This is a genomic window from Silvibacterium sp. (genome assembly GCF_047605705.1).
In the GTDB taxonomy this organism is placed as follows: domain Bacteria; phylum Acidobacteriota; class Terriglobia; order Terriglobales; family Acidobacteriaceae; genus Silvibacterium.
The window spans coordinates 1-18,992 of sequence record NZ_JASGFD010000058.1; the positions used below are offsets into that span (position 1 = coordinate 1).

General features: G+C 62.7%; 14 protein-coding genes. 6 read left to right on the top strand and 8 right to left on the bottom strand.

The genetic code is table 11. The features are described from left to right. Positions 1 to 315 precede the first annotated feature (315 nt). The 5 genes from QM649_RS17015 to QM649_RS17035 form a co-directional block, all read right to left on the bottom strand. Positions 316 to 1,317, bottom strand: a complete 1,002-nt coding sequence (locus QM649_RS17015; protein ID WP_415200262.1) for a TIGR00730 family Rossman fold protein — start codon at positions 1,315 to 1,317, stop codon at positions 316 to 318. 54 nt (positions 1,318 to 1,371) lie between these two features. Continuing rightward, positions 1,372 to 1,698 (bottom strand): hypothetical protein, encoded by a 327-nt coding sequence (locus tag QM649_RS17020; protein ID WP_415200263.1) that lies wholly within the window; start codon positions 1,696 to 1,698, stop codon positions 1,372 to 1,374. A 280-nt stretch (positions 1,699 to 1,978) separates the two neighbouring features. After that, positions 1,979 to 3,790: a translational GTPase TypA gene (typA, locus tag QM649_RS17025; protein WP_415200282.1), complete on the bottom strand. Its 1,812-nt coding sequence runs from the start codon at positions 3,788 to 3,790 to the stop codon at positions 1,979 to 1,981. A 56-nt stretch (positions 3,791 to 3,846) separates the two neighbouring features. Next, positions 3,847 to 4,371: a Uma2 family endonuclease gene (locus QM649_RS17030; RefSeq protein ID WP_415200264.1), complete on the bottom strand. Its 525-nt coding sequence runs from the start codon at positions 4,369 to 4,371 to the stop codon at positions 3,847 to 3,849. 30 nt (positions 4,372 to 4,401) lie between these two features. Next, positions 4,402 to 5,697: an ABC transporter permease gene (locus QM649_RS17035; RefSeq protein ID WP_415200265.1), complete on the bottom strand. Its 1,296-nt coding sequence runs from the start codon at positions 5,695 to 5,697 to the stop codon at positions 4,402 to 4,404. Between the two features lie 321 nt (positions 5,698 to 6,018). Between QM649_RS17035 and QM649_RS17040 the strand changes: the two genes are divergently transcribed. Together QM649_RS17040 and QM649_RS17045 are read left to right on the top strand one after the other, a co-directional pair. Beyond that, complete coding sequence (locus tag QM649_RS17040) at positions 6,019 to 6,573, top strand: RNA polymerase sigma factor (RefSeq protein ID WP_415200266.1); 555 nt, start codon at positions 6,019 to 6,021, stop codon at positions 6,571 to 6,573. Beyond that, positions 6,522 to 7,676, top strand: a complete 1,155-nt coding sequence (locus QM649_RS17045) for a hypothetical protein (protein WP_415200267.1) — start codon at positions 6,522 to 6,524, stop codon at positions 7,674 to 7,676. The genes QM649_RS17040 and QM649_RS17045 overlap by 52 nt, the downstream gene beginning before the upstream one ends. A gap of 60 nt (positions 7,677 to 7,736) precedes the next feature. On the opposite strand, the gene QM649_RS17050 is transcribed toward QM649_RS17045, so the two are convergent. Next, the gene (locus QM649_RS17050) at positions 7,737 to 8,618 is read right to left on the bottom strand and encodes an aldo/keto reductase family oxidoreductase (RefSeq protein WP_415200268.1); all 882 of its coding nucleotides are present in this window, start codon (positions 8,616 to 8,618) and stop codon (positions 7,737 to 7,739) included. A 105-nt stretch (positions 8,619 to 8,723) separates the two neighbouring features. Here QM649_RS17050 and QM649_RS17055 point away from each other — a divergent pair, with 105 nt between their 5' ends. Beyond that, the gene (locus QM649_RS17055) at positions 8,724 to 9,353 is read left to right on the top strand and encodes a TetR/AcrR family transcriptional regulator (RefSeq protein WP_415200269.1); all 630 of its coding nucleotides are present in this window, start codon (positions 8,724 to 8,726) and stop codon (positions 9,351 to 9,353) included. A gap of 710 nt (positions 9,354 to 10,063) precedes the next feature. On the opposite strand, the gene QM649_RS17060 is transcribed toward QM649_RS17055, so the two are convergent. Next, positions 10,064 to 11,896 carry a glycoside hydrolase family 13 protein gene (locus tag QM649_RS17060; protein WP_415200270.1) on the bottom strand — a complete coding sequence of 611 codons (1,833 nt, stop codon included), beginning with the start codon at positions 11,894 to 11,896 and terminating at the stop codon, positions 10,064 to 10,066. Between the two features lie 415 nt (positions 11,897 to 12,311). Here QM649_RS17060 and QM649_RS17065 point away from each other — a divergent pair, with 415 nt between their 5' ends. Further along, positions 12,312 to 14,744, top strand: a complete 2,433-nt coding sequence (locus QM649_RS17065) for a TonB-dependent siderophore receptor (protein WP_415200271.1) — start codon at positions 12,312 to 12,314, stop codon at positions 14,742 to 14,744. 79 nt (positions 14,745 to 14,823) lie between these two features. Here QM649_RS17065 and QM649_RS17070 read toward each other — a convergent pair whose 3' ends face one another. Further along, positions 14,824 to 16,503 carry an AsmA-like C-terminal region-containing protein gene (locus tag QM649_RS17070; protein WP_415200272.1) on the bottom strand — a complete coding sequence of 560 codons (1,680 nt, stop codon included), beginning with the start codon at positions 16,501 to 16,503 and terminating at the stop codon, positions 14,824 to 14,826. A 135-nt stretch (positions 16,504 to 16,638) separates the two neighbouring features. Between QM649_RS17070 and QM649_RS17075 the strand changes: the two genes are divergently transcribed. Both QM649_RS17075 and QM649_RS17080 read left to right on the top strand, forming a co-directional pair. After that, positions 16,639 to 17,556: a carbohydrate kinase family protein gene (locus tag QM649_RS17075; protein WP_415200273.1), complete on the top strand. Its 918-nt coding sequence runs from the start codon at positions 16,639 to 16,641 to the stop codon at positions 17,554 to 17,556. A gap of 2 nt (positions 17,557 to 17,558) precedes the next feature. Beyond that, complete coding sequence (locus QM649_RS17080) at positions 17,559 to 18,893, top strand: DUF2252 domain-containing protein (RefSeq protein WP_415200274.1); 1,335 nt, start codon at positions 17,559 to 17,561, stop codon at positions 18,891 to 18,893. Positions 18,894 to 18,992 lie beyond the last annotated feature (99 nt).

Sequence of the window (18,992 nt, forward strand, 5' to 3'; positions counted from 1 at the left end):
GGGCTCAGGGCTCAGGGCTCAGGGCTCAGGGCTCAGGGCTCAGGGCTCAGATAGAGCATCAGTCTCGACGGTGGCCCATTCAAGCCTGCAGTTGGCTTGAGTGGGGAAACCAGCACGAAATCCAAAGCAGATGTGTCATTCCGACCGGAGCGAGACGTCTTTTGTCTTGCGAAGTGGAGGAACCTGCAGTTCTCTTCTCATAAGCGAGAACCCGGGTGCCCCACGTCTCGCCCCTGAGACGTGGGATTCGCAGGATGCCGACAACAGCCCATGCAAGCCTGGCGCCGGCTTGAACAGGGAATAAGGGTCTCCGAGTTATCCCTTGGTCCTGGCAATCTCCGGCGAGACAGCAACCTCATCCTCAGCCCCGCTCGCAGCGCGCGCGGCCTCAGGCTCGAGATGATTGTGGATCAGCCCATCGCGCAGCAGCTCGAAGGCTTTTTCCGGCGTATCGGCAAAGGTGAACAGCTCGCGATCGCGCGGTGAGATTGCCCCCTTGTCCACCAGCACGTCGAGATTGATCACGTCCTTCCAGTACGACGATCCGTACATGATCACGGTGATCTTCTTCGCCAGCTTGCCGGTCTGCGCCAGCGTCAGCAGCTCGAACATCTCGTCCAGCGTGCCGAAGCCGCCCGGAAAGACGACCAGCGCCTTTGCGAGATACGCGAACCAGTACTTACGCATAAAGAAGTAGTGGAACTCGAAGTTGAGCTCCGGCGTGATGTACGGGTTGGGGAACTGCTCGAAGGGCAGACGGATATTCAGGCCGATGCTCTTGCCGCCCGCCTCGTAGGCGCCGCGATTCGCGGCCTCCATGATGCCCGGACCACCGCCCGAGGTCACCACGAAGCGATGCCGACGCGCCTTGAGCCCCTGCGCCCACTCCGTGAGCATACGTGCGAGGGTGCGAGCATCCTCGTAGTAATGCGCCATCTCCACCGCAGCCTCGGCGCGGCGGCGGCTGAGTTCGGTCGCCGTCCCCTGCTCGAGCTCGGGCGCGGTGGCCGGCTGCTCTTCCTGCGGAGCCCGTGCTGTCGAGCCCGTGTTCTCGAGCAGCTCCAGCTGGCGATTGGCCTCATCGAGACCGCGAAAGCGCGCCGATCCGAAGAAGACAACCGTGTCCTGGATGCGCTCGTGGCGGAAGCGGGCAAGCGGTTCGGAGTATTCCGAGAGGATGCGGATGATGCGGCCGTCCGGGCTGTTCAGGAAGCCGGGATTCTCGTAAGCCAGCGGTGCGGCTTCCAGAGGGCTCGGCATATCGGCAATGGGAGCGATGAAATCGGGAGTATCGGGACTTGGGTCTTTACGGTCCATGAGGATTCGATGCGGCAGGCAGGCCCGGCCGAGGCGGGCCTCGTTAGAGTTGCGTCAGACCTCGTTGTAATGGAGAGCGTCGTGGATCGCGATCCATACGTTGAGCAGACCGAGGCCGGAGACCAGGCCACGCGTCACGCCGCTGAGCGCAAGATGCGACAGCCCGGGCACGAGGACCAGCAGGTGATTGTCGTCCCATAGGCGTAGCCACGGCAGAACGACGAGGATGAGCCCAAGATAAAGCCGGACAATGACGCGGACAAAGAGGTCGAGCCGCTGCATCCAGCGCGAAGCGCGACGCGGAGCCGCGGGAGGCCCCGCTCGAGGCGGAACCGGAGCGGGCGGAGGCTGCGGTGAAAACAGATTCGGCTGGTGCGCCATGCGATCCCTTGATTCTAACTGCTCCGCGCAGAGCGAGGACTGGCCGTCCAGGCCTTTTGCCTTCGGCCCCGCTCCCGCCTGGTCGCAGTTCAGGCCCACGGTGCCCCATCTAAGCTCCGCTTGGATGGGAAGACACACAGCCTGCCGGGTGCCCCACGTCTCGCTTTTGAGACGTGGGAGGCTATGAAACCGACGCAGGCGACCCTGTTGCAACTTCACCCAGACGCAAAGAAAAGCGCCGGAGCATCTCCGGCGCTTTTCGTACTCCATCTATTGCAGATTACTGGGGCTGCTTGTGGCGCTTGGGGCGCTGGTTCGCCTGCAGAACCTTCTTGCGCAGGCGCAGCGACTTCGGCGTCACCTCGACCAGCTCGTCGTCGGCGATGAACTCGATCGACTGCTCGAGGTTCATCGCGCGGGGCGGCGTCAGGCGGACGGCTTCATCCGAAGACGAAGCGCGCATGTTCGTCAGCTTCTTTTCGCGGACCACGTTCACGTCGAGGTCGTTGTCGCGCGAGTGCTCGCCGATGATCATGCCTTCGTAGACTTCCACACCCGGCGGAACAAACAGGACGCCGCGATCTTCCAGGCCTTCGAGGGCATAGGAGGTCGTGGTGCCCGAGCGGTCCGACATCAGCGCGCCGGTGGGACGCTGCGGAATCTCACCCTGGTAAGGCATGTAGCCGTCGAAGATGGTGTTCATCACGATGGTGCCGCGGGTCTCGGTCAGCAGCTCGCTGCGCAGGCCGATGAGGCCACGCGAGGGCACGCGGAACTCGAGGCGGACGCGGCCGTGGCCGTGCATCTTCACCATTTCGCCCTTGCGGGGCCCAAGGCGCTCGATGACGGTGCCGACGAAGTTGTCGGGCACGTCGATGGTGACGTGCTCGACCGGCTCCATCAGCTTGCCATCGATGGTGCGGGTCACGATCTCGGGACGGCCGACCATCAGCTCGAAGTCTTCGCGGCGCATCATTTCGATCAGGATGGCCAGCTGCAGTTCGCCACGGCCCAGCACCTTGAACGAGTCCGGGCTGCCCGTATCTTCCACGCGGATCGAAACGTTGGTCAGCAGCTCGCGGTCCAGGCGCTCACGCAGGTTGCGCGAGGTGACGTACTTGCCTTCGCGGCCGGCCATGGGCGAGTTGTTCACCGAGAACTGCATCGCGATCGTCGGCTCATCGATGACGATCGGCGGCATCGGGGTCGGATTCTCGAGCGAAGTGATCGTCTCACCGATGGTGATGCCGGTGACGCCGGCCACGGCGACGATGTCGCCCAGCTCCGTCTGCTCGATATCCACGCGCTTGAGACCGGAGAAGCTGAACAGCTTGGTGATGCGGGTCTTCTCGATCTTGCCGTCAACCTTGACGATGCTGACTTCGTCGCCGGTCTTGAGCGTGCCGTTGAAGACGCGCGCGATGCCCAGGCGGCCGAGGTAGTCCGAGTAGTCCAGATTGGTCACCTGCACCTGGAGCACGCCGTCGGCGTCGCCCTTGGCGACCGGCAAGGTGGCGATGATCTGCTCGAACAGCGGCTCGAGATCGGTGCCCGTCTCGCCCAGCTTGGTCGAGGCCAGGCCCTGCTTGCCGTTGGTGAACAGAACGGGGAACTCGAGCTGCTCTTCGTTCGCATCGAGCTCGATGAACAGGTCATAGACCTCGTTCAGCACTTCCTGCGGACGCGCGTCGGGGCGGTCGATCTTGTTGACCGTGACGATGATCGGCATGCCGGCTTCGAGCGCCTTGCCCAGAACGTAGCGGGTCTGGGGCAGCGGGCCTTCCGAGGCATCAACCAGCAGCATCACGCCGTCGACCATCTTCAGCGCGCGCTCCACTTCGCCACCGAAGTCGGCGTGGCCCGGCGTGTCGACGATGTTGATCTTGTGGCCCTTGTAGAAAATGGCCGTGTTCTTGGCAAGAATCGTGATGCCGCGCTCACGCTCGAGGTCGTTCGAGTCCATGACGCGGTCGGCGACGGCCTCGTTGGCGCGGAAGGTGCCGGCCTGGCGAAGCATGGCGTCGACGAGCGTGGTCTTGCCGTGGTCGACGTGGGCAATGATGGCGATATTGCGGATGGTGCTCACAGGGATTTCCTAATCTCTCTCTCTTGTTCGTTCGGACCCGAGGCCCGGGGGTATGAAAAGCTTTATCGTGCGCGGTCTTCGTCGATGGCAGCGAAGATGGCAGCCAGATCGAGGTGTACAGGACCGGCATCGAAGACGCCGGTCTCCACCCACTCACCGCTCGAGCAGTCGAAGCCCTTGCGCGTGGCCGGGTCTACGACCCAGATGTTTTTGACGCCCATGCGGCGATAGTCATCGAGCCGCTCGGCGTAACGAGGAATACGATCTTCCGGGGAAAGAATCTCGATGATGGCAACCGGAGCCGTCTGGATCACCTGCTCGCGCGGCGCTTTCCGCGAAACGAAGCAGATATCCGCAATGCGATAGCGCGTATTCGAGACCTGGACGCGAATCTCAGGCAGCACGATAACATTCCAGGCCTGCTCATACGCCATACACCAGCGAATGAACCAGCGCTGCAACTCCGCGTGATCAAGCTCGCCTAAGTTCCGCTCCTCGACCACCCCGTCCACATAGTCGCAGTCCGGCCGATAGCTCGTATGCAGATACTCGCTCACGGAAATCGGAAGTGGGGTTGCGGCAGCCATCCTGTTTCCAGTTTACCAGCCGGGCCAAATTTATTCGTATTTCAGCGATTCCACCGGGTCCATCTGGGCCGCGCGGTTGGCCGGAAGCGTCCCGAAGATGATTCCAACCGCCGTCGAGGTCACCAGCGCGATCACCACTGCCCAAGCCGAAATCGGGATGGTGTAGTCGGTAAAAATGCGCACCGAAACCGGCAGCGCGAGCCCCAGTAGGGTTCCCACGACGCCTCCCGAGAGCGAAATAAAGATCGCCTCGATCAGGAACTGCAGCTTGATCTCGCGCGCCGTCGCGCCCAGCGCCTTGCGAATGCCGATCTCGCGGATACGCGAGCGCACCGTGGCCAGCATGATGTTCATGATGCCCACGCCGCCGACCGCCAGCGTCACCGCCGAAACCATTACCAGCATTACGGTGAGGCCGTTCGCAATCTTCGCCGCGGTCGTCAGCAGCGAGGTCAGCGTCGTCGGCTTGTAGACCGAGCTTGGCAGGTGCCGCTTGTGCACCACCTCGACAATCTCGTTCGAGGCCTCTTCCACGTCGTTTGGGTCGCGGATCGAGAAGAAGATCTGCTTCACGTTGTCCGTACCGGTGAAGTAGCGGCCGACCGAATACGGGATCAGGATGGTTTCATCCGAAATCTCCGACTGCCCGAAGGTGTCGACGCTCTCCTGGAAGGTTCCGATGATGGTGAAGGGAATGCCGGAGAGCTGGAAGGTCTGATTCACCGCCGCCGCTTCGCTGCCGAACATCTCGCGCGCGAAGGCCTTGGTGACCACCGCCGCCTTGGTGTGCGTCGTCTCGTCCTCGTCGTCGAAGAAACGGCCGGTGTAGACGATCAGGTTACGCACGTCGCGATACTCCGGGCTCACGCCCAGCACCAGCACGTCCTTGGCATTGCCGCCGGGGAAAGTCACCCGGTCATGCATCTCGAGCATGGGCGAAGATTTCGCCACGTCCGGCACCTGCTCATCGACAGCCCGCTCGTCATCGAGCGTCAGGTAGTCGTTGCGGTACTCGTTCACGTTGCCGGCGCCGCCGCCCTCGTATTCGAGCACCACCATGTTGGTGCCGATCTTCTGCAGCAGCCCCAGCACGTACTCCTTGCCCGTGCTGCCGATGGTGAAGACCATGATCACCGACGCCGAGCCGATCACCATGCCCAGCGCCGTCAGCGCAAAGCGCACCTTGCTCACCTTGAAGCTGTCGATGGCAAGCTTGACGATCTCGCTGAGGAGCATCGTCCGTTTGGCGCTGGCCAGCGTCTTCTCAAAGGATCGGCGGCTTCGCGAGCGCGCAGGGGTACCGGGCTTGGCTTCAGTCGTGGGCATACAGTTCTACTCTATTGATCGTACTCGCCCGGCCATGGATTCAGAAGCCGCGGAGCGTTGCCCAGGCAAATCGGCACACCAGCCACCAGCCTCTCAGCCCATTGCTGTCATTCCGACCGAAGCGACCGAAGCGGCCGAAGGCCGCGCAGCGGAGGAACCCGCAGTCCACTCTACAAGCGAGGATAAGGGTGCCCCGTCCAAGCTTCGCTTGGGCGGGAGGAACGAACGCTCCGCTGCTTGCGGACGCTCCAGACCAAAAATCTCACCTCCCCGAACGAACCTTTCCGCCCTCAGCCCCGAATATAGGAGCGGAGACAGCTCTTGGCCGACGACCTCGAAACCGATCTCGAAACCTGGCAGCGAATCCTCAAGCGCGACCCCGAAGCCTTCGACGGCTTCTACCGCGAGCACGCCGCGCGGTTGACCGCCTTCCTTCGCCAGGTAACCGGCAGCCGGCAGGCCGCCGAAGACGTCGCCCAGGAGACCTTCACCCAGATGTGGACCCGCCCCAACGGCTACCAGCCGGAACGGGGAGCGCTGAAGGCCTACCTCTTCGGCGCGGCGCGCAGACGGGCCGCCGACTGGTGGCGTAGGCAGCGGCCGACGGAGCCCGTCGAAGAAAAAACGCAGGGACAAGGCCCCGGGGCTGAGCTCCCCTCGCTCATGAGCAATGCTCTCCAGCAGCTATCGAAAGACCAGCGCATGCTGCTCTGGCTGCGCGAGGTCGAAGGCCAGTCCTACGCCGAGCTGGCCGAAATCCTGGGTGTGCCCGTCGGCACTGTCCGTTCCCGACTCTTTGCCGCCCGCGAGGCGCTGCGGGAGGTATGGCATGCAGAGCGGCCCGGCGTGCTGCCGGAGAAAGGAAAGAGCGCATGAGATGCGACGAAGCAGCGGAGTTCGTCTCCGCACTCTACGACGGGGAAACGGTCACGCGGGAAGCGGCCGCGCACATCGGCGCATGCGCCGCATGCCAGGCCCGGCTGCGCGACTACATCGAGATGGGCGTCGAGCTGCGGCGCATCGCCAGCCTCGAAATCCCGGACGAAATTCCGGACAACGTCGCTGCGCAGACATGGGCGACAAAAGCAGTACGGCAGGGAGCAGTGCAGACGTGGTGGCGGAAAGGATGGGAGACGATGCGGATACCGAGGTTCGCCTTCGCGGCGATGGTGGCAGGAATCCTGGTGCTGGCCTCCGGGCTGGCGCTCACACGGGTAAGGGCACGGTCGGAGGGGTCGGTCCTCTTGCTGCGACTAGCCATGCCAGGCAGCGATCAGCCTGTTCAGTGCCCGCTCTCAACAGTAGACAAGAGGTGGCAAAGCTGCGGCGAATCTCAGGTGAAAGGTGACCGATGGTATTCCTTTGACGTCAGGCTGCTCTCCAGCAATAACGGCCGCGTACGCCTTGGCACTCGCGCGGCTTCTCTTCCCCTGAACGAAGGAAACAAGCTAAGCAGCGCCCTCGAACAACAGACCCAGCATGTGTATGAATTCTCTCCCGAAGAACCTCTAAATGTAGACGTAGAAAATTTTGGGAGCATCCAGATCACCGGCGAGTGGATGGACCACATGCCTCAACTCGTAGGAGTTCAAGAGGTCGATCCCGGACCGAATGAGATGCGCGTGGTTGCGCCTCTTCTTATCAGGGACAAGCAAGTTGTAGCAGATTTTCAGGGTGCGAGCGCATTTCCTGACAAGCCGGGAATGGTTGTCATGCTTAACGCTCCAGGAGAAGGGAAGTTCCTGTTTTCTCTTACCAGGATGCCGGATGCCGTAGAGGGAAAAGTCAACCTGAACCGCATCACCTTTGCAAGCAATGGACAGCACTACACCCTCCTTTCCGGAGCGCCAATCACTCGCGCCCAGCAGGTCTGGATCCGGCACGACGCATGGCTGGTGTCCGATTCCAAAGGCAATGCACCTCAGGGCTTCATCATGAGCGTCTACAACATGAACAACGCCCCAGCCGGCCTCAAATAGTAGCTTGCATCTCTAAGCCGGCGGCGCAGCATGGCAACCGCCGGCTCTCTTTTCCGATCGTTACTGCTTCGCCGCCGCAATGCCATCCAGCGTCGCCAGAGCCTCATCCGTCAGCTTCAGCTCCGCCGCCGCAAGATTCTCCTTCAGGTGACCCACCGACGACGTGCCCGGGATCAGCAGGATGTTCGGCGAGCGGTGCAGCAGCCACGCCAGCGCCACCTGCATCGGCGTCGCGCCCAGCTGGGCCGCGACCTCATCCAGCTCCCCGGCCTGCAGCGGGCTGAAGCCGCCGAGCGGGAAGTACGGCACATACGCCACGCCATCCTTCGCCAGCCGTTCGACGAAAGCGTCATCCTCGCGGTGCGCCACGTTATAGAGGTTCTGCACGCAGACGATCGGCGCAATCGCCCGCGCCTCCTCGTACTGCTTCTCCGTGATCGTGCTCAGACCGAAGTGGCGCACCAGCCCCTTCTGCTGCAGCCCGGCCAGCGCCTCCACCTCCGGCGCAACCGAGCTGTCATCCGGCCCGGCCGGACCGCCGAAGCGCAGGTTCACCACGTCCAGCACGTCCAATCCGAGATTATGCAGATTGTCGCGGACAGCTGACTCCAGCTCCGCCACCGACTTGGCCGGCAGCCACGAGCCACCCTCCCCGCGCCGGTAGCCGATCTTGGTCACGATCGTAAGCCCCGCCGGATACGGATGCAGGGCCTCGCCAATGATCTGGTTCGTCACATGCGGACCGTAAAAGTCCGACGTATCGATGTGGTTCACGCCCGCGGCAATCGCCTCGCGCAGCACGGCGAGAGCGGCGGCGTGATCGCGTGGCGGTCCCCACACGTGCGGCCCGGCAAGCTGCATGGCGCCGTAGCCCATACGATGAACAGTGATTTCGGTGCCGGGCAGGGTAAAGGTTCCACCGAGGTTCTGGGTTGCGGTCATCTGCGTCTTCTCCAATTTGCGTAAGAATAGCTTCAGGCAGGTGAAACGGGCCCTTTTCGCCTGCCTGTCATTGGATGAACAAGGATCGCTCCCGGGAGTTCGCATTTGTCCACGCCGACCAAACCTCTGCTGAAGCCGCGTAAATCGCCGGTGCAGGCGCGCTCCACCGCCAGCGTCGACGCCATTCTCGAGGCCACCCTTCAGGTTTTGCTGCGCGAAGGCAGGGAAGGCCTCACCACTACCCGGGTCGCCATGCGCGCCGGGGTCTCGGTCGGCAGCCTTTACCAGTACTTCCCCAACAAGAGCTCGCTCCTGCAGGCCGTGCTGCGCGCGCATCTCGAACGCACCTATGGCGCAACCGTAGCCGCCGGAGAAAAGTATCGCGGCCTGCCGCTTCGCGCGATGGGCAAAGGCCTGCTCGCCGACTTCCTCGCCATGAAGTTCGAGCACATCGAGGCCAGCCTCGCGCTCTACCAGATCAGCGATGACGTCGAAGGCGCGAAGATCGCCCGGGCCATCGGGCAGCAATCCGTCGCAGCCGTAGCCGCCATGCTGCGCAGCTCCTGCGAGCCGCTCACCACCGACGCCACCTCCGTGGCCTCGATGATCCTTGCCGCCATCGCCGGCGTCAGCCGACGCATGCTCGAATCCGAAGACCCGCACACCGCGCGCCAGGAACTCGAACGCGAGCTGCGCGTGATGGTCATGGCGTATCTCGATGCTCTGAAGGCATAAGGTCGGCAGCAGCGATACAGGAAAAGGCCGCCCGAAGGCGGCCTCTTCGTCTCCTGCGTTCTTACTTGCAGCAGCTACCGCTGGGGCAGCAGTTAGGCTTCGGGCAGCAGGCGGAAGTGGTCGCGGCGTAAGCCGACAGGGACACAAGCGCAACGATGGCAAATACGGCCGAAAGAACTTTGATCTTCATAACAATCTCCTTTTAAGGTTTCATCTGAAAAGGGCGGCACGACTATCGAGAAGCACATGCCGCGCAGGGGAGCGCGAACCTGCGGCTGCCGCTGGAGGCTGTAACCCTCCTTCGAAGACGATGCCGGAACCGCAGCCTTCGCGTCGTTCTCTTCCTTTGCAACGACGGTGGTCGAAACCTGGCATGCCGGGCAGGATCGGCTCGAATTGTTGACAGGAAGCGGACAGCAGGGCGGATGTTTCGCCTGGCAGGCGAGAAACCCCGCCGAAAGCGGCGCTGCGAACGACGCCCCTGTAATCCAAAGGCACGCCAGAAGCAATGCAAACACGCGGCGAAGATGGCGGCCCGGAATCACAGCTTCACCCTATGCCTTCGCCGTCGCGAATGCAGTGATATGGCCCCGTCTCTGTCTCTTTCTTTCGCGGTTTCCCATTCTGGGATAACCGGCGAGGGCGCACGGAATCCCGCCAACGACAACGGCCATTGCAAGTCGTCGTCGCTGGCGAGACTACCGCAGCCGCTACTGCACCTGCCCGATATACACCCCGAAGGCAGGCAGCTCCACCGCATCGAGCGACGCCGGATCGCTCGCGCCCGGCGTCTTCATCAGCGTCTTCGCGCTCTTACCGGAGATGCCTTGTGAAGACAGGTCGAAGCTCACCTTCTGCGTCTGCGCCGTAAAGTTGCACGCCACCACGACCGCAGGCTGGCCATCGGCCTTGCGCAGCCACATCAGCACATCGTTGTTATCGGTATTCAGCATGATCTGCTGGCCGTCGCGCAGCGTGGCATTGCTGCGGCGCAGTTCGATCAACTGCTTATACCAGTTCAGCAGCGAGTCGAAGTCCGGCACCTCGCTCTTCACGTTGACCGTCTTGTAGCTCGGCGGAATCGGCAGCCACGTCTTCACGCCATCCTTCGAGAAGCCCGCGTTCGGCCCATCGTTCCACTGCATCGGCGTGCGCTCGCCGTCGCGGCCTTTCTCCTTCGGCCAGCCGGTGATGCCGATAGGATCCTTCACCTGGTCCTTGCTCGTCGGCGGCGTCGTCACCATGCCAATCTCATCGCCGTAATACATCATCGCCGTATCGCGCGAGGCGAAGAGAATCGCCGCCAGCATGCGCCCGATATCCTGGTTATGCGTACCGTCGCCATAACGATCCCACCGTGGATTGTCATGGTTGTCGAAGACGAACAGCGGCTCATTGCCGCCCAGCCCGGTCTCAGCATCGTTGATGTTCTTGCGGAACTCCGAGACATCGAACTTGTTAATGAATCCCACCTGCATATCCATCGGCAGGTCGAGCGCGTCGTTGTTCTCGCCATAGAGACGCCGCAGGTCGGCAATCGAGCTCACATACGTCTCGCCGATCAGCACCACCTTGCGGCCCTTCGTCTCGTCTGCCGTCTTGCGCAGCTCCTTCAGGACGTCATTTACCTTCGGCAGGTTGTCGGTCTTGTCAGTCTTCACTTCCTTGTCGCCGTAGGCGTTGATCTTGATGCTTCCATCCGGAAGCTTTACGTAATCCTCGTCCGAGAACGTCGGGTCCTCGAAGAGCGAGGTGATCGCATCGAGGCGAAAGCCCACCACGCCGCGATTGATCCAGAAGCGCTCGACGTCATACATAGCTTTGCGCACGGCGGGATTGTCCCAGTTCAAGTCCGGCTGCTGAATATAGAAGCGGTGGTAGTAGTACTGCTGCGTCTTCGCATCCCACTGCCAGGCGGAATGACCAAAGACCGACTCCCAGTTATTTGGCACATTGTCCGGTGGCGTGCCCCCTGCCTTGCCGTCCCTCCACACATACCAGTTACGCTTCGGGTCAGTCTTCGAGCTCTTCGACGCGATAAACCACGGGTGCTTGTCCGAGGTGTGGTTCAGCACCAGGTCCATGATGATGCCGATGTTCCGCTTCTTCGCCTCGGCCACCAGCCGGTCGAAGTCCGCCATCGTGCCGTACTGCGGATCGATGCCCTCGTAGTTCGAGATGTCGTAGCCGAAATCCACCTGCGGTGATGGATAGATCGGCGTCAGCCAGATCGCATCCACGCCCAGAGTCTTGAGGTAGTCGAGCCGCGAGGTGATGCCGTTCAGGTCGCCGATGCCGTCGCCGTTCGAGTCCTGAAAGCTGCGCGGATAGATCTCGTAGATGAGCGCGTCCTTGTACCACGTTGGCTTCGTCGTAAAGGCCGGAGCCTTGCCCGCAGCGTCAGCCGATTGCGCGAAAGACGCCGGGCTGAAGCACGCGGTAAGAGCGATCGCCGCACAGGCCGTGACGATGCGCCTGGCCATGTGCGAGGTGTGGCGGACTCGAGTCCGCTCGCGCCTGAACCTCGTGGGTAGAGATCTCATGGGTGAACCTCCTGAAATAGGAACGGGCTCGCCCGGGCCTGCTGCGCGCCCCGCAGCAAGGTAACACACGGGGAAGACAGCAGGCCGCATGCTTCACACTGGAAATAACTCACCGGGAAAACCCAAAGCCAGACGGTGCCCGTTCAAGCCCGTTATTGGCTAGAGTGGGGATACGCAAGCCGTGCGCTCACGTCTCGCTGCCGAGACACTCCGCTGCTGCCGCACCTGCGCCGGCGGAAGCCACGAGCCCACGGCCCGAGAATGTGGCCTGATTCGCGTAGCACCTGACCGGATGCGAGGCACTTCCGCAGGCCATCTCCACCTACACTAATAGGACCAGATCAGTCGCATATAGGGTTACTTCGGCAGTCTTTTGGCGAAGCACCGTGGTAGCCCGGAGATCGAACAACCGGGAATGCAGTGCAGGGGTCCGGACGGATCGGCGCTCACTCTTTCCATCACATCCGAAAGGTCGTGCGCCATTTTTCATCGTCGCTGGTTTCTGCCTGCGCTGACTTCGTTCAGCCTCCTCTCTCTTTCTGCCCTTGCGCAGACGGCACCGCTTGAGGGCACCGTCTCCGACTCTTCCGGAGCCCGGATTGCTGCCGCCACGTTGATCCTGCAGTGTCCACAGCAAAGCGCACGCCAGATGCATTCCGATGCGCAGGGACACTTTCTGCTCCCGCACACCGAGGGCGATTGCACCCTCCAGGTAACGGCCATCGGCTTTTCGACGCTGACCCTCCCGGTCAAAGACCTGCACGACGCCAACGTGGTGCTGAGTGTGAAGCAGGTGAGCAACACCGTGACCGTCAACGCCAACTCGGGCTATGTGGCCATCGCCTCCTCGACCGGCACCAAGACAGACACGCCTCTGAACGAGGTGCCGCAGGAGTTGTCCGTGGTGACGCGCGACCAGATCGACGTGCAGGCAGCGCAGTCGGTGCCGGAAGCGTTGCTCTACAGCACGGGCATGCTGCCCGAGGTGCGCGGCCTGAGCACGGATGCCTACGAAGTCCTCAGCGGGCGCGGCTTCCAGATGGAAGAGTATCTCGACGGCATGCGGCTGCCGAATGCGGGCGCGGGCTTCCTGGTGCCCTCCTTCGACCCCTTCGACCTGCAGAGCCTCGAAATCCTGCACGGCCCCGCATCGGTGCTCTTCGGGCAGGCCTACCCGGCCGGACTCGTGAACATGGTAAGCAAGCTGCCGCGCAGCACGCCCTTCGGGCAGATCGATTTCACCCCCGGCAGCTATGACCGCCTGCAAGGCGACTGGGACTTCGGCGCGCCCATCGATCAGAGCGAGCACTTCCTCTATCGCGTCGTTGGCCTCGCGCGGCACACCGATCAGCAGGTGGACTTCGCGCAGCAGGAGCGCTTCATGCTTTCTCCGTCGCTCACTTGGCGGCCGGATGCGAAGACATCTCTGACTGGCCTGCTGAACTGGCAGTACGACCCATCCGTGGGTTTCTATAACCTGCTGCCCGCATCCGGCACAGTGGCCCCGAATCCTTATGGCATCATCCCCACGTCGTTCGACCCCGGCGAGCCCGGCTTCGACAAGCACTCGCGCCGCCAGTATGCCGGCGGTTATCTCTTCTCGCGCGAACTCGGCGAAGGCTGGAACATTCAGCAGAACTTCCGCTTCTTCCACATCGATGACAATTTCCAGAACATCTACACCGAGGATCTCGAGGCCGATAACCGCACCATCGACCGCTACTCCTTCCTCAACAACGAACACATCAGCGCCTATACGCTGGATACGCATGCGGCCAAAACGCTGAACCATGGCGGCGTCCAGCAGACCATCCTCATGGGCGTGGACTACCAGAGCCTGCCGTACGACGAGGCCTATGGCTTCGACTTCTCCGTGCCGACGCTCGATGTGTACAAGCCCGTGTATGGTGCGGCCATCGGACTGCCGCCCATCTCCGGCGACGACGTGGTCAAGTATCACCAGACCGGCCTCTACGGGCAGGACCAGGCGCGCTGGAAGCGGCTGGCCGTGACGATCGGCGGCCGCGAAGACTGGACAAAGACCAGCGGCGTGGACGCGGTCACCGGAGACTCGGAAGGCGATCAGGCCAACCATGCCTTCACCGGCCGCGCGGGCGTGGTCTTCCTCGCCGGCCATGGCCTGAGCCCGTATTACTCCTACTCCACTTCGTATCAGCCGGAGATCGGCACGGACCAGGAAGGAAACACCTTCAAGCCGACCACGGGCCAACAGCACGAGATTGGCCTCAAGTACCAGCCCGGCCACTTCAACGGCTTCCTCACCGCATCGCTCTACGACCTGAACGAGCACAACGTGCTGACGACCGATCCCACGAACGTGAACTTCAGCGTGCAGACCGGCGCCGTGCGCTCGCGCGGCTTGGACCTCGAAGCCCACACCAACCTCGCCGACGGCCTGAGCTTCATCGGCGGTTACAGCCTGCTGCAGAACGTGGTGACGGATGCGAACACGGAGGAGAGCACGCTAAGCATCACCAAGGGCAAGGCGATCTACGGCACGCCGCGCAATCAATACTCGCTGTGGAGCGATTACGCTCCGCACCTGCATGCGCTCAATGGTTTCGATATCGGCGGAGGAGTCCGCTTCATCGGCCGCACCTTCGGCGACGATGCCAACGATTTCACCGTGCCCTCTTCGACACTGGTCGATGCGGAGTCGCGCTACACCCTGAAGGGCATTGGCTCGGATAAGTACCACTGGCAGCTGTCCGTGAATGCCCATAACATCGCGGACCGCCGCTACGTCACGGCCTGCCTCGATGCCGCAGCCGGCTGCTTCTACGGCGAACGCCGCAACATCCTCGGCAACGTCGGCGTGAAGTGGTAAGAAAACACCCAAACCTCACCGGGTGCCCCACGTCTCGCTTCTGAGACGTGGGAAAGCATAAGCCCAATCGGTGGCCCTTCTATTGCTGCGGCTGCGCGGGCGGAGGCGTACCGCCCTGCTGCTGCGGCGGGTTCCCGTTCTTCTCCTTATCTTTGTGCCCGAAATCGAGACCGAAGTGCGGTTCCGAGTTCGTGCCCGTCACTGAGATCGGCACCTCCGTGCCCGCGCCGTTCTTGGCAAAGAAGGGATCGGCCAGCTTCAGCAGCGCCGACTTCCAGCCCGTGACCATCTGCGACACATGCGCATCCAGCCGCGCCTTGCCGTGGAAGTCGAACTGCTTGCCGTCGAGTGAGTACACGCCGTCCATGGCGATATTCGCACCCGGCACCGTGTAGACCAGGTGCGAGATCGTCAGCTTGCTGTCTCCAAGCGCAAACTCTCCCTGCATCGTCGAGGCCTCGTTCGCCGCCTCGCCGCCCTTCGACTCCTGATTCGCCTCTTTCGGCTTCCCCTGCGCCCGCAGGCTCAGCTGGTCCACCTTGCCCTGAATCTTGGGATTGGTGAAGTGCGCGTTGGTGATCTGAAAGGTGCCCTGCAGATGCAGCTTGTCCGTCACGCGCACCTTGCCCGGCGGCAGATACAGCTTGGTCTGCAGCTTCAGCGCGCCAGTCATCAAAGGCGGCTCCGTCTTCACGCCCAGTTGCAGCATGTCGGCGATATTCGCATGATCCACCGTCACGTCGAGGTGAATATCGTGGCCCCGTCCGCCTTCGGCGCGCACCACGTCACCCTTCGCGAGAATGTGCGAGTGCCCCAGCGTCGCGTCCACCGGTTGCAGATACGTGTCGCCGTTCGTGCCGTCCACAATGGCGTGGAAGTTCGTATGCAGCGGCATCGGATGATTCGCCGTATCCAGGCTGAAGTTCGGCGTATCCGTCTGCCCATCCACCACGATGCTGTTCAGCGTGCCCTGATACTTGCCCGTCGACGACAGCATGCCGCCGATGCCTTTGATGCTGTTCAGGTCCGCGTGCGAGAAGTCATAGACGCCCGCCACCGGCGTATCGCCCGGGCTCGCCGTGACGTAGGGCCCAAAGGAGCCGGTCGTATCGATATTGCCCACCGGCTTGGGATTCGTCAGGATCGCGTGGAAGTGCATCGGTTGCCCCGCGCCCACCGAGGTCAGGCGCAGGCTTGCGATATCGAACTCCAGCGGAATCTTGCCCGGCTTGTCCGTTTTCAGGATCAGCGTCGCGTTGTTGATCAACAGCTCGTCGACCACCACCTCGATCTTCCGCTTGTGCGCCTCTTCGCCCGGTTTCTGGAGCTTCGGCATACCCTTACGCTGGTCCTTCGGCGGCATGTTGATGCCCAGCCCCGAGATCTGCACTTGCCCGATATGCGTCGGCGAATGAAAAAGCCCCTGCCAGCCGGTGTGGAAGGAGAATCTTTCCACCGAGAACAGCGGCGCATCCATATCCAGGTTGTTGGGATAAATCTTGAGACCGCCGCCCGAAACCTCAAAGCCGCGCAGCACCGATACGTCGAAGCGGTCGAGCTCCACGCGGCTGTCAAAGCGTGTCGAAAGTGTGTCGATGATGCGGGCGCGCAGGATCGGGGCCGCGCGATGCAGGTAGAAATCCGCGGCAATGAAAGCGCCTGCCCCAAGAATCACCAGAACAAGCAGAAACCAAAGGAGAATACGCCGGCCGCGGTGGCGCGGGGTAGGCGAGGATACGGATGCCGGTCTATCTTCCACGAAGCGTTCTCTTTTCCTGTCCGGACTGAAGTTTTGTTTGTCCGGTGAAATACCGAAGCAAGAAACTTAGAGGCGCAAAATGGGTAGAGCGTTGGATTGAATTACCGTAGAGTGCTGCCGGAGGAACGGGAAGCGATGAAAGTGATTGTAGGACTCGGAGAGCTGCTGTGGGATCTGCTGCCGGAAGGCGCACGGCTGGGCGGCGCGCCCGCGAACTTCACCGTGATGGCAGCCCGGCTCGGCAATCGCGGCGTCATCGCCAGCCGGCTGGGCGAGGATGCCCTGGGCGCGCAGGCACGCGCGGTGCTGGCTCCCTTTCCGGTCGACACCGGCCAGATCCAGTCCGATAGCACCCACTCCACCAGCACGGTCACCGTCGAGTTCCACCAGAATGAGCCGCACTACATCATCCATGAGCCGGTGGCCTGGGACTTCCTCGCCTTCACGCCGGAGTGGCATGCACTGGCGCAGCAGGCCGATGCCGTCTGCTTCGGCTCCCTGGCGCAGCGCTCCCCTGCAACCCGTGAGACCATGCACCGCTTTCTCGCCGCCACGCGGCCGGATTGCGTCCGCGTCTTCGACGTAAATCTGCGTGAGCCATTCTTTTCCGCAGAAGTTGTCGCCCAATCGCTCCAACTTGCCACCATCTTCAAGCTCAATGAGAGCGAAGTGCCACAGGTGCTGGCCATGCTCGGCGGCAAAGCCGCAGGAACGGACGAAGCCTCCCTCCGCGCCGCAGCCGGATGGCTGCTCGAGCGCTACCCAATGCAGTTGGTCGCCATCACCCTCGGCGGCGAAGGCAGCCTGCTTGTCTCGCGCGAAGGCACGCACCGCCGCCAGGGCATTCGCGGGACCGTATCCGACACCGTGGGCGCGGGCGACGCCTTCACCGCCGCCATGGTCGATGCGTATCTGCGCGGTGCGAGCCTCGCCCGCATGAACGAGGCCGGCAATCGTTGGGGAGCGTGGGTCGCCTCGCAGCGCGGCGCCATGCCGGATCTGCCGGAGACGACGAAGAGCGAAATCCAGAACCGCATCGCGGAGGTCGAGTAAGCATGGCATCCCCGTCTACATCGCAGTCCACACCGCACTTTCCTACACCCGAGGAACGCCGCGAGCTGGGCCGCGCCCGCCGCAAACAGATGGCTCGCCAGGATCACGCGCAGTGGAAGCCGGAAGCGCGCCGCAGGAAGCCTCTTGCCCTGATGAACGAGTCGATGCGCGGACGAGTGCCCGCTCTGGTCGCGCTCAAGTGGGAGCGCATGATCGAGTCGCCTTTCGGCTACTTCCGTGGTGCCGTGCCGGTCATGGCCGCCGACCTCGCCACGCTCGCCAACACCGGCATCGTCAACCAGATCTGCGGCGATGCGCACGTCCGCAACCTCGGCGCCTTCGCTGCGCCGGACGGCCGCCTCGTCTTCGACATCAACGACTTCGATGAGACCATCCGCGGCCCCTTCGAATGGGATCTCAAGCGCCTGTCCACAAGCCTCGTGCTCGCGGGCCGCGCCCTCGGCATCAAGGACAGCTTCTGCGGGGACGCCGTGCAGCGCATGGTCGCGCGCTATCGCAAGTTTGTGGACATGTTTTCGCAGATGCCCGTCACCGATATCGCCCGCTACCAGGTCCATCGCCTGCAGCGCATCGCGCCGGTGGGCAAGGCGCTGCTCAAGGCCGAGCGCTCCACGCCGCTGCACACGCTCGAGCAGCTCACCGCTGAAGGTAAGGACGGCCGCCGCTTCAAAGAAGAGAAACCGCTGCTGACGCCGGTCAACCCAGCCACGCGCCGCGCCGTGCTCGCCTCCCTGGTCGAATACACCACCACGCTGCAGCCCGAACGCCGCCACTTTCTCGCGCAATACCATGCCATCGACGTGGCATTTAAGGTCGTCGGCACCGGCTCGGTCGGCCTGCGCGATTACGTCATTTACATGGAGGGCAACGGCCCCGGCGATCCGCTCTTCCTGCAGATCAAGGAGCAGCCCGGCTCGGCCTACGTTGGCTACGTCGACAGCGAAGGCCTCGAGCTGCACGCACCGAAGCACGAAGGCCAGCGCGTGGTGAACGGACAACGCGCCATGCAGGCGCAGTCCGACCCCTTCCTAGGATGGACGACCATCGACAGCCGCCATTACGAAGTGCGCCAGCTCAACGACCACAAGGCCAGCATCGTGATCGAGGATCTCGAAGGCGACGGCCTCGGCGAATACGCTGAGATGTGCGGCGAACTCCTCGCCCGCGGCCACGCCCGCTCCGGAGACGCCTGCGTCCTCGCCGGCTACGTTGGCAACGGCAAGCGTCTGAGCGAGGCCCTCGCCGCCTTCGCCCACGCCTACGCCGACCAGACCGTCGCCGATTGGGAGGAGCTGAGAGCGGCGCGAAAAGCGTAGTTGCAGAATTCCGCCCTCTCGAAACCTCCGCTGTCGTTCTCTCGTCTCTGCATGCGGCCCTGTTCCCTCTCGCATCCTGCTTCACCGGGCACAGGGCCA